This is a genomic window from Pseudomonas sp. nanlin1, assembly GCF_045571515.1.
In the GTDB taxonomy this organism is placed as follows: Bacteria; Pseudomonadota; Gammaproteobacteria; order Pseudomonadales; family Pseudomonadaceae; genus Aquipseudomonas.
The window spans coordinates 544,860-559,420 of the sequence record NZ_CP124218.1 but is presented as its reverse complement, the minus strand read 5'-3'; the positions used below and the strand labels follow the sequence as shown (position 1 = coordinate 559,420).

Annotated in this window: 13 protein-coding genes; 5 read left to right on the top strand and 8 right to left on the bottom strand. The window is 59.6% G+C overall.

All coding sequences use genetic code 11. The features are described from left to right. Nucleotides 1-67: 67 nt before the first annotated feature. Entirely contained in the window at nt 68-817 is a 750-nt protein-coding gene (locus QCL65_RS02630) for an RHS repeat-associated core domain-containing protein (RefSeq protein ID WP_407314603.1), read from the bottom strand. Nucleotides 818-1,283: 466 nt separating this feature from the next. Then, nucleotides 1,284-3,350 (bottom strand): AsmA family protein, encoded by a 2,067-nt coding sequence (locus tag QCL65_RS02625; RefSeq protein ID WP_407314602.1) that lies wholly within the window; start codon nt 3,348-3,350, stop codon nt 1,284-1,286. 327 nt (nt 3,351-3,677) lie between these two features. Here QCL65_RS02625 and QCL65_RS02620 point away from each other — a divergent pair, with 327 nt between their 5' ends. The 5 genes from QCL65_RS02620 (at nt 3,678) to ureG (ending at nt 6,907) form a co-directional block, all read left to right on the top strand. Next, a complete protein-coding gene (locus QCL65_RS02620; RefSeq protein WP_407314600.1) occupies nt 3,678-4,178 on the top strand; it encodes a hypothetical protein in 501 nt (166 codons plus the stop codon). Nucleotides 4,179-4,319: 141 nt separating this feature from the next. Beyond that, nucleotides 4,320-4,952: a TetR family transcriptional regulator gene (locus QCL65_RS02615; protein WP_407314598.1), complete on the top strand. Its 633-nt coding sequence runs from the start codon at nt 4,320-4,322 to the stop codon at nt 4,950-4,952. Between the two features lie 158 nt (nt 4,953-5,110). Further along, on the top strand, nt 5,111-5,611 hold the full coding sequence (gene ureE / locus QCL65_RS02610; RefSeq protein WP_407314596.1) for an urease accessory protein UreE: 501 nt from the start codon (nt 5,111-5,113) through the stop codon (nt 5,609-5,611). Then, nucleotides 5,608-6,282 (top strand): urease accessory protein UreF, encoded by a 675-nt coding sequence (locus tag QCL65_RS02605; protein ID WP_407314594.1) that lies wholly within the window; start codon nt 5,608-5,610, stop codon nt 6,280-6,282. Before ureE ends, QCL65_RS02605 begins: the two co-directional genes overlap by 4 nt. A gap of 10 nt (nt 6,283-6,292) precedes the next feature. Continuing rightward, complete coding sequence (gene ureG / locus QCL65_RS02600; RefSeq protein WP_407314592.1) at nt 6,293-6,907, top strand: urease accessory protein UreG; 615 nt, start codon at nt 6,293-6,295, stop codon at nt 6,905-6,907. Between the two features lie 39 nt (nt 6,908-6,946). Here the strand turns inward: ureG and QCL65_RS02595 are convergent, their stop codons facing one another. The 6 genes from QCL65_RS02595 to QCL65_RS02570 form a co-directional block, all read right to left on the bottom strand. Further along, nucleotides 6,947-7,714 carry an SDR family oxidoreductase gene (locus tag QCL65_RS02595; RefSeq protein ID WP_407314590.1) on the bottom strand — a complete coding sequence of 256 codons (768 nt, stop codon included), beginning with the start codon at nt 7,712-7,714 and terminating at the stop codon, nt 6,947-6,949. Nucleotides 7,715-8,455: 741 nt separating this feature from the next. Next, on the bottom strand, nt 8,456-8,614 hold the full coding sequence (locus QCL65_RS02590; protein ID WP_407314588.1) for a YqaE/Pmp3 family membrane protein: 159 nt from the start codon (nt 8,612-8,614) through the stop codon (nt 8,456-8,458). Between the two features lie 292 nt (nt 8,615-8,906). Next, the gene (locus QCL65_RS02585; protein WP_407314586.1) at nt 8,907-10,682 is read right to left on the bottom strand and encodes an acyl-CoA dehydrogenase C-terminal domain-containing protein; all 1,776 of its coding nucleotides are present in this window, start codon (nt 10,680-10,682) and stop codon (nt 8,907-8,909) included. Between the two features lie 96 nt (nt 10,683-10,778). Next, nucleotides 10,779-12,056 (bottom strand): GGDEF domain-containing protein, encoded by a 1,278-nt coding sequence (locus QCL65_RS02580; protein WP_407314584.1) that lies wholly within the window; start codon nt 12,054-12,056, stop codon nt 10,779-10,781. Nucleotides 12,057-12,195: 139 nt separating this feature from the next. Then, on the bottom strand, nt 12,196-14,001 hold the full coding sequence (locus QCL65_RS02575; protein WP_407314582.1) for a phenylacyl-CoA dehydrogenase: 1,806 nt from the start codon (nt 13,999-14,001) through the stop codon (nt 12,196-12,198). Between the two features lie 226 nt (nt 14,002-14,227). Continuing rightward, nucleotides 14,228-14,524, bottom strand: coding sequence for a pyrroloquinoline quinone biosynthesis protein PqqE (locus tag QCL65_RS02570; protein ID WP_407314580.1), 297 nt, complete (start codon nt 14,522-14,524; stop codon nt 14,228-14,230). Nucleotides 14,525-14,561 lie beyond the last annotated feature (37 nt).

The window sequence follows — 14,561 nt, the reverse complement described above, 5'->3', positions numbered from 1 at the left end:
GTCTAAAGATCAGCATGGAGGACTGGCTAACGACCCCTTGGGACGCCGATAGTCAGACCCCCACGCGTTACAGGTGCCTTACCTTGAAGCGGTCCACCCGCACAGAAGTCAGCACTTCAGTACCAGTATCTCTCACGCCTCCAATTCCAAATATAGCCGCTGCGTTTTCACGTGCCTTGGCTATCGAAAAACTTGGACTCATCAACCCGGTGTAAAGCGTTTTTACTTTGGTCGCCGATTGGAAGAGCGTAACGCCTCCCGTCACGGCCATCCCTAGGTTGGTCACAGAGGGACTACCCATTTGCCAGCCGATCGCGGTTACGCTAACGCCGAAAAGCTTGCTTCGTAGGATAGCCATTGGTCCAGGCCCAGGGCGAAAGACTATAGCGTTAGCCAGGTCGAAAAGCGTCGAACCGATCATCGCAGCCAGCGCATTTCCGTTGGTAGCGAGCTTATTGAAAGTAAATTGCGTTAATACAGCGAGGATGCCCTGTCCACTAGGGTCCAAATTATTAACCGGATCCCCCTCACAATACGCATACCCATTCAGCCCTCCCCGCCCAAACGGGCTGAATTCGTCAGGCCGGGTGAAGCGCCGCAAATGGGGCCGGTACAGCCTATAACCGTTGCCCAGCAAATACCCTTGTTCGTTGCGTTCCAGCAGCATGCCATTGAACGCTGATAGACCTTGCCGCCCACGACTTAAGTGCAGCGTGCCAAAAGGGCAATAAGCAGCCGGCAGCGACGGCGTCGTCAGACTTAACATGACTGAATGACTGGCATTCACCGCTAACAGATTTGCTGTAGTTGAAATCATGCCCGCTATCCCTGCATGGGTTTTCCCAACGTTAGGATGTTTGCTTGCAGCTCTACAGCTGGCAGATCTAACAGGCACACCTGGTTAAAAAACGCTCAACGCCTTACAAAGCACTGGCTATAAGGGATGCAGGGATTAACAAACAAGTTATCCACAGCCGAACCCACAGCAACTGTGGGTATCGTCGTTCGCGTCTATAAATAAAGCCTTGAAAAAGCTTGTTTTTTTGAAAAGATGCACAGCGCTGGCGCTCTGATCAATATTTGATCGACTTGCTACAAGCCTTGTGAAACAAGGCCTGTGGCAGGAGACGAACATGTTATCCACAGAGGGGCGCACAGGGATTGTGGGTTAAATGTTGGTCTTGGGGGTAAAAGATCGGGGGCGAGCCCCCTCCTACGATCGTATGTCTGCCCGTAGGAGGGGGTCTTGCCCCCGAGCTCTGTATTACCGCCCAAGGCACACTTTATTTAACGGTTTTGGGGGCTTTGCCTTCTTTCATTTGCTGCAGCAAGGGCGTGCATTGGTTGGGTTCACCGCCGCTGGGTGCGACCAGGGCAAGTAAGCCGGCGGCGGGCCCAGCGATGGCGCCCAGGGCGACCATGCCGGCACCGCGTAACAGCAGCGGCACGGCTTGCACGCCAGCGTCCGGCTTGGCGAAGGTGCCCCGTACGTAGAGGGGCGAGCGCAGGGACAGCAGCCTGAAGCCTTTGGACTCTGGGGTAATCTTCAGGTCCAGCTGTTCCTGTTTCATATTGGCCGTGCCATCGATGTAGATGATCGCGTTTTCGGTATCGAAGACAAACAGCCGCGTGGTCGCCAGGCCATTTTGAATGCCCATGTCGGCGGCGGCGCAGTTGATGTCCACTTCTTTGTCGCCAAAGATCTTGCCCATCACGTAGTTACCCACATTCAACCCGGCGATCTCCATCAGGTCGCGGCTAATGGCGCCGTCGTTGATGAGCATTTTCAGGTTGCCGTTGGCCGACCCCAACAGCGCCGCCACCGAGTTACCGGTACCGGTAATATCAGCATCACCATTGAGTTCGCCAAAGCTGGTCTGCATCGGCTCGAACCCAGGGAACAACTGCTTGAGCTTGAAGCCGCGTGCGCTCAGCCGCGTGCTGCCCTTGAGTGGCACATGCTGGCCATCGAGGCTGATCTGAGCGTCCAGGCGCCCGCCCGCTACGCCGAAGCGCAAGGGCTCGAGGCGCAGGCGGCCATCATCCAAGATGATATGGGTGTACAAGTCGTTGACCGGCAGTTTGTCGCTGTGGACGATGCGCTTGCCGGTGAACTCGACATCCGCATCCATGGCCCGCCAGCGGTCAGTCTTGAACTCCTCGACGGGCAGCACTTTGCCCGCTGGCTGCTTGCTTGCCCCGCCGCGCGCTTGCTGCTCTTTGTTGGAGTCGGCACCGATCAACGGCGCCAGGTCGGCGAACAGCAGTTGGTTAGACACCAAGGCCCCCGTGAGCTTAGGCCTTGGCTGGCTGGCGACGAAGCCCAGGTCGCCGTGAATGTCACTGTTGCCGATTTTCCCGTTAAAGCTCTCATAGCGAAATGCCGCCCCACCAGGCTCGTGCAACTTGACCATCAGCCGCCCATCGGTCTCGTAAGCGGGCGAGTCGGGCAGCGTCACCCCGGTGAGGGGGTAGAGGTTGCCCAGGCTGCTGCCACTCAAGCGCAAGCGCAGGTCCAAGGCACCGAGGTTGCGTGGGTCGGTCAGGGTACCGACCACCGCCATGCGGGTATCCCCGGCGCGTACATCCGCTTGCACGGGGAAGGGTTGCGCCGCGTCCTGTAGCGCCAGCAGGCCGCCGATTTTACCGGTGCCGGCCAGGTCCATGCCTTTGTAGCGGCCATCAACTTTCAACCCAAAAGCGTAGTCTTGGGCCGTACCGCCTTGGTCGCTGACTTTTTTCGCCGCGCCGTTGCCGGCCAATTCGCTGAAGGGGATCGGCTTGCCCAGAGGGTCGATCACCACCTTGAGCTGCGCCTTGAGGGTTTGGTCGTCGAGGCTCACCTGGCCCTTGTCGAAGCCGATACTGCCGAGGTCCAGCACCCAATTGGAGGGCTCGGCATTGGGGTCTTTTTTATCGAATTCGAACGTCCAGTTGGCGCGGCCATCGGCCAGCCGCTGTAGGTCGGCTGTAGGGCCGGTCAGGTCGATGCGTGGGATCACAATACGTTGCGCCAACAAAGGCAGGGGCGAGAGGCGAAACTCGATACGCTGTAACCCAGCCATCTGCGGCGTTTTCGCCCATTCGGGGTTGCCTAAGGTGATGTCTTGGGCGACGAACTTAGGCCACGGCACCCACGCCCGCCAGCCACCTTCTGCCGGCTCGCGCTGCCACAGCACCTGCAGGTCACCCTTGATCGCGAAGGGCCTGTGCAAAGCCTCGGATACTTTTTCATTGAGGGTAGGTTTGACCCGGTTCCAGTCAAAAGTGGCGATCACGACGACCAGTATGACCACTAGCAAAAGCAAGCTGGCCAGTGTCCAAGTAACGATTTTACGGGTGCGCGTCATTGCACGGCTCTCCTGATGACTGCGGGCACCGAGACCACGGTGGCGGTAGCGGCATTGCATGGGACTGGAAAAGGCGCTGGGGGTTTAGATTTCCTGCGCCGGGCCTACCAAGCATTATCGATGGGCTCGATAGTGGCGCAGTGGCGAGGGCAAAATCCCCATCATTGGGCATATTCAGGCCCTGTAAATGCTTGATTTAGAGCGCTTTTGCATCATCATCATTTCCATCGATTGTTACCATTATCTTTATGAACTTTTATATCTAAATACCAGGAGTAACATTGATCTCGTACCCAAATTCTTGCCCTCTCAAGGAGCGCACACATCATGAAACACCAATTGATCCTCAGCCTTACCCTTTCAATCTTAGCTGCTAACGCCTTTGCCATGCCGGCGGCCGATCAGCAGATTTCTGCCGAAGCCAAGTCGAGTTCGGCGGTCATCAGCCAGCCTTATGGTGGTCTAACTGAAGACGGTTCCGATCGCAGCCCAGCCAAGACCGTTGCCGAAGACGGTGCAGATCGTAGCCCAGGCAAAACTGTCGCCGAAGATGGCGCTGACCGCAGCCCAGTCAACACCGTTGCCGAAGATGGCGCCGACCGCAGCCCGGTCAACACTGTTGCTGAAGATGGCGCCGACCGCAGCCCGGTCAACACTGTTGCTGAAGATGGCGCTGACCGCAGCCCAGTCAATACTGTTGCCGAAGATGGCGCTGACCGCAGCCCAGTCAACACTGTTGCTGAAGATGGCGCTGACCGCAGCCCAGTCAACACTGTTGCTGAAGGTGGTTCGGACAATCTGAACGAACGCGTCAAAGACTTGGTGTAAACCTTGATCTCCTCGAAAAAGCCCGGCCTTACCCACCGGGCTTAGACCTTCAAGCCACACTCTCCCCTCACATCCGTTCGACGTCATCCTGACCGATTTGCTAGAGTGCACCCCCGCCCTGCAGACAGTTATTGCGCGCCCATGCTTCCTCGTGCCGAACAGAAACAGCAGACCCGCCACGCGTTATTGGACGCCGCCCGGCAGTTGATGGCTTCTGGCCGGGGCTTCGCTAGCATCAGCCTGCGCGAAGTCGCCAAAGCCGCAGGAATCGTACCGACGGGTTTCTACCGACATTTCGCCGATATGGATGAGCTGGGGCTTGCCCTGGTGCGCGAAGTGGGCGAAACGTTTCGCGAATCCATCCGTACGGTTCGCACCAACGAGTTCGTCATGGAAGGCTTGACTGACGCCTCCGTGCGCATCTTCCTTGATGTAGTCGCGGCCAACCATTCTCAGTTCCTGTTTCTCGCTCGCGAGCAATACGGCGGCTCTCGCCCCGTGCGCCAGGCCCTAGCGGCATTGCGCGAAGGCATCAGCTCAGACTTGGCCGATGACCTGGCGCGTATGCCGCGCTGGCAGCACCTGGACCGCATCGCTCTGGCCGTGATGGCCGACCAAGTGGTCAAGACCGTGTTTGCCACCCTCCCGGAACTGATTGACCCCCCCGAACAACCCGCGCTCATCAACTTGTCGCCGCAAGCGAAGATCGTGCAACAACTGCGGTTTATATTCCTCGGCGCTACCCACTGGCCAGGTCCAGACGCGCCCGAATAAGCCTCGCTGCGCACCAAAAAAATCCACAAATCAAGCAAAAGCCCTATATTGGCGCTGATTGCGCCCTAAATTTAGGCGCGAGGGCGCGTTTGCCTGGCATGGCGCTTTGGCAAGGCCCTTGCTCTATCCCCACCACCTTTGTTTGTCGGAAGCCCCTTATGTTGGTAATTCACCGCCGGATCGAGCCGCAGCCCGAGTGGTCGGCCGAACTCCACCTCACCTTCGAAGCCCGCAGCAAGAGCCGCCTGCGCTGTTTCAGTGCCGCAGGCGAGGACGTCGGGCTATTCCTCCAGCGTGGTCAGCCACCGCTGTATGACGGCGAGTGCCTGCAGGCCGAAGACGGCCGGATAGTCAAAGTGTGCGCCCGCCCCGAGCAGTTACTGCACGTCACTTGCACCAGCGCCTTTGAATTGACCCGCGCGGCGTATCACTTGGGCAACCGCCACGTGGCCCTGCAAGTGGGCGATGGCTGGCTGCGCCTATTGGACGACTACGTGCTCAAGGCCATGCTCGAACAACTGGGGGCCCAGGCCCATAGCATCGAAGCCCCCTTCCAACCGGAACACGGTGCCTACGGCGGCGGCCACCACCATTCACGCCACGGCGACGAAGATTTCAACTATCCGCCCAAACTGCACCAATTCGGCGTGCGTCCATGACCGCAGCGTGGGCATTGCTGCGTTTGGCCAGCCCGCAGTTGCCCATAGGCGGCTACAGTTATTCACAGGGCCTGGAAATGGCCGTGGAGCAAGCCACGGTCAAAGACGCTGGCAGTGCCCAACGCTGGATCAGCGACCAGCTGTTGCTCAACCTGGCCCGATTCGAGGCGCCGTTGCTGCTGGCCCATTGCGAGGCGGCCGAGGCCGGCCGATGGACAGACCTGGCCGCGCTGTGCGAGCAGCACCGGGCCAGCCGGGAAACCCATGAAGCCAGCCTGGAAAGCCGGCAAATGGGCTATTCGCTGCGCCAGTTGCTCGAAGGTTTGCCCGAACTGGACACCCCCGCGCGGGATTTTCTCAAAGCACTGCCGGCCGTGCCCTTTGCTTTGGGCTGGGCGCTGGCAGCCAGAGCCTGGCAGATCAGCCCTGAAGACGCCTTGGCCGCCTGGCTTTGGAGCTGGCTGGAAAACCAACTGGCCGTGCTCATGAAAACCCTGCCCATGGGCCAACAGGCCGCCCAGCGCCTGACCAGCGAGCTGCTGCCGGTATTGCAGCAGGCGCAACGACACGCCACTCACCTGGCCCCAGAACACTACGGCAGCGCCGCGTTCGGCCTGTCCCTGGCGAGCATGGCCCATGAACGCCAATACAGCCGCCTATTCCGTTCCTAGGAGAAACTCGATGAACACTCAACCTTTACGTATCGGCATCGGCGGCCCAGTGGGCTCGGGCAAAACCGCCTTGACCCTGGCGTTGTGCCTGGCCCTGCGCGAGCGCTACAACCTGGCCGTCGTCACCAACGATATCTACACCCGCGAAGACGCTGACTTTCTGGTGCGCAACCAAGCCTTGGCGCCGGAACGAATCATTGGCGTGGAAACCGGTGGCTGCCCGCACACAGCCATTCGTGAAGACGCCTCGATCAACCTCGAGGCGGTCGACCAACTGAACCGCCGCTTCCCGGGGCTGGACGTGATTCTGGTGGAGTCGGGGGGCGACAACCTGTCGGCGACCTTCAGCCCGGAGCTGTCGGACCTGACCATTTACGTGATCGATGTCTCTGCAGGCGACAAGCTACCGCGCAAGGGCGGCCCGGGTATTTGTAAGTCCGACCTGCTGGTGATCAACAAGATCGACCTGGCCGAGCTGGTAGGTGCCTCGCTGACCTCGATGGACAGCGACACCCGGCGCATGCGCGGCGACAAGCCTTTCGTGTTCAGCAACCAGAAGACTGGCCAGGGCCTGGAGCAAATCATTGCGTTCATTGAGCGCCAGGGGCTACTGACGGCGGCGTGAGCCCATTGTGGGGCAGGCCCAGCGGCCTGCCCCACAGCGTTAGGCCTTGTTCGGGCGCTCGACGGCAAAACCGGCCCAGGACTGGGTGACCGGCATGATTTCCAGGCTGTTCACGTTGATGTGGGCCGGCTGGTTAAGAATCCAGAAGATCGTCTCAGCGATGTCTTGCGGCTGAATCGGGTCGGCGCCGGCGTAGGTGGCGTCGTAGCGGGCCTGATCGCCGCCGAAGCGCACCAGCGAAAATTCGCTTTCGCACAGGCCCGGCTCCAGGTTGGTCACGCGCACGCCGGTGCCTTGCAGGTCGCAGCGCAAGTTCAGCGAGAATTGCCCGACAAAGGCTTTGCTGGCCCCGTAAACGTGGCTGCCTGGGTACGGGTAGTTGCCGGCGACGGAACCCAGGTTGACGATGGTTGCGCCTTTACCGTAGGCGATCAGGTGCGGCAACAGCAGGCGGGTGCTATACATCAAGCCCTTGATGTTGGTGTCGACCATGGTGTCCCAGTCGTCCAGGTCGCATTTAGGCGCAGGGTCTGCCCCCAGCGCCAGCCCGGCGTTGTTGACCAACCCGCGCAGCTTGGCGAACTCCGGCGGCAGCGTGGCAATCGCCGCTTCCATGGCCTGCCGGTCGCGCACATCCAGCGCCATGCCGTGTACCGAAGTCTGCTTGGATAATTCCTCGCAAAGGGCACTCAAGCGCTCTTCGCGACGCCCGGTGAGCACCAACGACCAGCCGGCTTCAGCGAAGCGACGGGCGCAGGCTTCACCGAAACCGGAAGTGGCGCCTGTGATAAATACGGTAGAAGTCATGCTGCTCTCCTTGGGAATGGACCTGGCTTGAGTCAATAACCAAGCATGCCCGGCGTCTGAGCCTTATGCAACTGATCAAAAATTGTACAGGCTCCGCCAACCCCTTATTTTGCTGGGGTGCTCGGGGGTTACCCGCACGTTATCCACAGGCGGTTCCACAGAGAATGGGGGCAAGTGCACGCCTTCGTGCCGGGCTAAGCCTAGGATTTGCGGGGGGTTTTGCAATTATTTGGGTTGACGGCAGGCTTATCTGTTGAACTCGGTTTAAATGTTATAACCCTGGCGGTGTCGGCAGCCTAGGCTCAAGCCACGCAATACGGCGTTTTGCGGGTTCTTTCCAAGGTTTGCCCACAGACTTATCCACAGGAGAGAGTTGCCTGCTAAGCGGTCCCAGGGCGGTGGATAAAAAGGTTGACAAGCTACCTAACAGATGCGGCAAAAAGGCCTGGTCAAAATTTGATCACGTCGCTGCAACCCTTTATTTCCGTGCCTTGCAGCCATATACACCCACGTTGTCCACAGTCGCCTCCACAGTAAACGGGGACAACTCAAAAACGTGACAAAACAAAGACATGGGGTGGCTATATGTCGCGGTTTGAGAGCTTGGTGAATTTGTTTTCCACAATTTGGGGATTGTGGTTTTTTGAAGATCAAGGGATCGGGGGCAAGCCCCCTCCTACGGTTACGTGTCTGTAGGAGGGGGCTTGCCCCCGACCTTTTGCCTAGGCCCCGATAGGGCGCTTAGCGCTTGGCGATGATATAGATGGCGTGAACGATACCGGGGATATAGCCACACAGCGTCAGCAGAATGTTCAGCCAGAATGCCCCAGCGAAACCCACCTGCAAAAATACGCCCAACGGAGGTAGAAGAATGGCAAAAATAATGCGGATGATGTCCATGGTGCAGCTCCTTATGAGTGATGCACTAAAGACCCCCGCCGCGTTGCAACGTTCAGCGTTTATTAGCATCCCAGAGATGGGACGCCATAAATAAGAAAACCCCGCCGAAGCGAGGTTTTTCAGACTGTTTCCCGTGATTTCCCTTTCAACCCCGCCCCCCTGGCAGGCATCCTACGTGTCCGTGTTATTTCTAGGCGCTTCCTGCGCTACGTCCATGGATTTAGATTACCCCTAGCCCCCTGATGGCGCTATGGCCGAAGACCACCGCGTACTGTAAGCGTTGGCTTACAGCTTAAAACTGCGCGGCCGTCAGCAGGTACAGCGGCTCGCTACCGGCCTTGACCGAGGCGCTCAACGAGTGGATACGAGGTAATAGCCGCGCGAAATAGAAACGGGCGGTGCCCAGCTTGCTGGCGTAAAAATCGTCTTGGGTTTCTTTGCCCAAGGCCGCTTTGGCCATGCGGGCCCACATGTAGGCATAAGCGGTGTAACCGAACACCTGCAGGTACTCCACCGAGGCGGCACCGATCTGGTGGGGGTCTTGGGCCGCGTGCTCGAGCACCCACTCAGTCAGGCCGTCGAGGGTGTCCAATGCCTGAGCCAACGGCTGGGTGAACTCACCCAACTGCGGTTCGGCATCGATGAACCCGCGAACCTCATCGGCGAACAGGCGGTACAGCGCGCCGTGGCTAGCGACCACTTTGCGGCCCATCAAATCGAGGGCCTGAATGCCGTTGGTGCCTTCGTAAATCTGCGTAATGCGTACGTCACGCACCAACTGCTCCTGGCCCCATTCGCGGATATAACCATGACCGCCGAAGATCTGCTGGCCATGCACCGTGGTTTCCAGCCCCAGGTCGGTCAGAAACGCCTTGGCCACGGGGGTCAGCAGCGCCACCAAGTCTTCAGCGCGTTTGCGCACGGCGGGTTCTTCGCTGTATTTGGCGGTGTCCAACTGCATCGCTACGTAAGTGGAAAAAGCCCGCCCGCCCTCGTTGCAGGCTTTCATCGTCAGCAGCATGCGCCGCACATCGGGGTGCACGATGATGGGGTCGGCGATTTTGTCCTGGGCCTTGGCCCCGCTCGGGGACCGGCTTTGCAGGCGGTCGCGGGCGTATTCCACGGCGTTCTGGTAGGAGCGCTCGGCAGACGCCAGGCCCTGGATGCCCACCCCCAAACGCTCGTAGTTCATCATGGTGAACATGGCCGCCAGGCCCTTATTGGGCTCGCCGACGATATACCCCACGGCGGCATCGAAATTCATCACGCAGGTGGCCGAACCCTGGATACCCATCTTGTGCTCGATGGACCCGCAGCTCAGGGAGTTGCGCTCGCCCAGGCTGCCATCGGCATTGACCATAAACTTTGGCACCAGGAACAGCGAAATGCCCTTGGGCCCAGCCGGCGCATCGGGCAACTTGGCCAGCACCAGGTGAATAATGTTGTCGGTGAGGTCGTGCTCACCACCGGTGATAAAGATCTTAGTGCCACTGACCCGATAGCTGCCATCGGCCTGGGGCTCGGCCTTGGTGCGGATAATGCCCAGGTCGGTACCGGCGTGGGCTTCGGTGAGGCACATGGAGCCGGCCCACACGCCGGCGTACATGTTCGGCAGGTAGGCCTGCTTCAAGGCTTCGCTGGCATGGGCGTTGATCGCCAGGCAAGCGCCAGCGGTCAGCATCGGGTAGAGGCCAAACGCCAGGCTGGCCGAGTTGACCATCTCTTCGACCTGGGCCGAGACCGCCTTGGGCATGCCCATGCCGCCGTGCTGCGGATCGCCACCCACGCCCACCCAGCCGCCCTCGGCGAAGGTTTGGTAGGCCTCGATAAACCCTTTAGGGGTGGTCACGGCCGTGGCATCCCAGCGGCAGCCTTCTTCATCGGCGCTGCGGTTTAGCGGTGCGATGGTTTTGCCGGTGACTTTACCGGCTTCTTCTAGAATCGCTTCGACCGTGTCGGCGTCGACCGCCTCCCCCAGGCCCGGCAGCTCGCCCCACAGCCGGGGCAATTCGAACACTTCATTGAGAACGAAGCGCATATCGCGCAGCGGCGCTTTGTAGTCAGCCATGGCAACCTCGCAGACATCGGGACACTGATTGCGCAGTGTAGCCCAACAACTTTTGCGAGACATAGGGTCGTGTTGTGACTGATAAGTTCTCGAAGGTCACGCCGTACGGACGGCACCGCGCCGGCTCGGACCATAGGCTACGGTGCAATTACGCCCCGCCCCTTTGGCACTGTAAAGCGCCTGGTCGGCGGACTTGAGCACCTCCTCGGCCGAGCGATGTTCCGGTAAGCGTTCGGCGATACCGATGCTGATGGTCACCGAAACATGGGACGCCCCTGCCGCCCCCCGGCGTTGTCGCCCCTGGCTATCGTCCTGGGGCCGGTCGGGGTTGCGTAGCTGGATCTGGTAGTTGGCGATGACTTCGCGGATCGCCTCCACATGCACCATGCACTCTTCCACGGTCTTACCGGCAAACACCAGGGCAAACTCCTCGCCGCCATAACGATAAGCGCGGCCGCCACCGGTGACCTTGCCCAGCTTGCTCGCCACCAGGCGCAGCACCTGGTCGCCAACGTCGTGGCCATGGGTGTCGTTGAATTTCTTGAAGTGGTCGACATCGGTCATGGCTAATACATAAACCCGGCCCAAACGCTGCATGCGCTCGTTCAGCGCGCGGCGCCCAGGCAAGCCGGTCAACTCATCGCGGAAGGCCATTTGATAGGCTTCGTGAGCCACGGCGGCGGCGATCATCAGCATCACCTGGCTGCACATGATATTCAGGGTGAACGGCAGGATGAACGTCTGCGGCAGCATCCAGAACAGCCCCAGAGCCCCCACCACCTGGGCCGCATGCAACGGTCGCGGCTGGCGCACGTACTGCCAGATCAACAAGCCAAAGGCGCCCGCGAACACCGGGTACGCCAGCTGGATCAAACTCATCCAGCGGCCGTGCAGGGCTGGCCAGCGGATCTCCGCCAGCCACTCCAGCAACGCCTGTGGAAAACTTTGCTCCAGCCCCAACGCCACGCTGCCCACCGCAAGCAATACGGCGAAGCGAGCAACCAAATCTTGCAGCAGATGGGTACGCTCCTGCCACAGGCCAAATAGCCCATAGAGCAACGGCAGCAGCAAACAGCACAGGTGGAAGACCACCGCGGCGTCGTCGCGCACCTTGCCGTAGTCACGGTAATGGTCGGTCTGGGTATCCAGCAGAAAGTAGGCGATATACACCGTGAGCATCAGAAACAGCTCGCGCTGGCGCCGGTATACCGCGCAATACGCACCGCCTAACAACAGCACCAAGGTGGGCAGTACGTTGAACAGGGAGGTGAAGAATACGCTGAGGTCACGCATATACGCCGCCGCCAGCCCTGATACCAAAAGCAACAGGGACGGCAGAAAATGGCTGATACGCATCGCGGAAGGACGTGACACAGAAGGGTACTCCGACCCGATCGACAGTAAATGGCATTGTGCCTTTAATTGTGTCGGCTGGTGTCGGGATTTGTTGAGATCTTAACGCTCAGTAAAAAAGAGGGGGCAAGCGTTAACCTGCCCCCTCTCTTTCAGTGCCTCAGTAAGCCAAACCGAAGCTCGCCTCGTCCATCTCCATCAGGTTATCAGCGCCCGACAACATGGCGGCGACGTGGCTGCGGGTGCGCGGCAGGATGCGCTGGAAGTAGAAACGCGCGGTCTGCAGCTTGGCGGTGTAGAAAGCTTCTTCGCTGGTGCCGGCGGCCAGTTTCTCTGCGGCCAGACGCGCCATGTCAGCCCAGAAATAGGCCAGGCAGGCGTAGCCGGAGTACATCACGTAGTCCACCGAAGCGGCGCCTACTTCTTCGCGGTTTTTCATGGCCGCCATGCCGACTTTCATCGTCAGCTCGCCCCATTCCTTATTCAACTGTGCCAAAGGCGTGACGAATTCGCTGACGGCCGTGTTGCCTTCGTTGGCCTGGCAGAACTTGTGCACGATCTTGGTAAAGCCCTTGAGCGCTTCGCCTTGGGTCATCAAGACCTTACGGCCCAATAGGTCCAGGGCCTGAATGCCGGTGGTGCCTTCGTACAGCATGGAAATACGGCTGTCGCGTACGTTTTGCTCCATGCCCCACTCGGCGATAAAGCCGTGGCCGCCGTAGATTTGCACGCCGTGGTTGGCGGCTTCGAAACCTACTTCGGTCATGAAAGCTTTAGCGATGGGGGTCATGAAAGCCAACAAGCCATCGGCTTGTTTTTTCTCGGCCTCATCGGTGCCGTACTTAACGATATCCACCAGTTTAGCGGTGAAGTAAACCATGGCGCGGGTGCCTTCGGAGAAGGCTTTCATGGTCAGCAACATACGCCGAACATCGGGGTGCACGATGATCGGGTCGGCGGCTTTTTCCGGGGCTTTAGGGCCGGTCAAAGAACGCATCTGCAAACGGTCGCGGGCATATTGCAGGCCGCCCTGGAACGCCACTTCGGCATGGGCCAGGCCTTGCAGGGCGGTCCCCAGGCGCGCCGTGTTCATAAAGGTGAACATGCAGTTCAGGCCTTTGTTCGGCGGGCCAATCAGAAAACCGGTGGCGGCATCGAAGTTCATCACGCAGGTCGCGTTGCCGTGAATACCCATCTTGTGTTCGATGGAACCACAGTTCACCGCGTTACGCTCGCCCAGGCTGCCGTCGGCGGCGGGCAGGAACTTGGGCACGATAAATAGCGAGATACCTTTGGTGCCCGCCGGGGCATCGGGCAGGCGCGCCAGCACGATGTGGACGATGTTATCGGCCATGTCGTGTTCGCCGGCCGAGATAAAGATTTTCGTGCCGGTCACTTTGTAGCTGCCGTCGGCCTGGGGTTCGGCTTTGGTGCGCAACATGCCCAGGTCAGTGCCGCAATGGGATTCGGTCAGGCACATGGTGCCGGTCCACTCACCTGAAACCAGCTTAGTCAGGTAGGCGTCTTGTTGTTCAGGGGTGCCATGTTCGGAAATGGTGTTCATCGCACCGTGGGACAGCCCGGGGTACATGCCCCAGGACCAGTTGGCGCCACCGACCATCTCGCTCACGGCCAAGCCGAGGGACTCCGGCAGGCCTTGGCCGCCGTGCTCGACGTCGTGGGCCAGGCTGGGCCAGCCGCCTTCGACGAACTGTTGGTAGGCCTGTTTGAAACCGGTGGGTGTCTTGACCCCGGTTTCGCTCCAGGTACAGCCTTCGGTATCACCGACGCGGTTCAACGGCGCCAGTACCTGCTCACAAAACTTCGCGCCTTCCTCGAGAATGGCGTCGACCATGTCAGGCGTGGCGTCCTGGCATGCCGGCAGGCTTTGATAGTGCGCCTCGTAACCGAGCAACTCGTCGCGAACGAAGCGAATATCACGCAAGGGGGCCTTGTAGTCAGGCATAGCGATAAACCTCTGCTGATGAATCCTGGATAGGGTAAACGCAACAGACCCGGCGCGATGGGCTGCACCAGGTCAAACAGGTGTTTGAAACATACGTTTACGCCAAGGGGATGTCAAGGGTCCGACCCATGAGGTTTTTTAATCGAGCGTGCTGATACGCGCAGGCGCGACTACCCCGCTGACCGGCAGCCAGGCGGGGGAGGCAGAAGATAGAGCGGGGGAAGGTTTAAGCGTAGGTGTCGATCAGAGTGCCGAGCATTTCGTCGGCGGCTTTCTCGACCTTGGTGCCGGCTTGGACTTGAACCAGGCCCATGTTCATTTGCACGGTGCTGGTCGCGAAATCCATCTGCTGACTGCGATCGACGCTGCGCAGGCGCTCGGCCTGGTAGTCGCTGGACTGGCTGGTCACTGAGCGTTCGACGCTGTTGTTGGCGATCTGGCTGGCGGCTTGATCGACCCGCTGGGTGCCCGCCTGAATCGAGCTCAAGCCAGCGTAATAGGCGGTGCTTCCAGAGATGTCCATCGGGTTGTTCCCCTGCAACGGTGTGCGGTGATGGCCA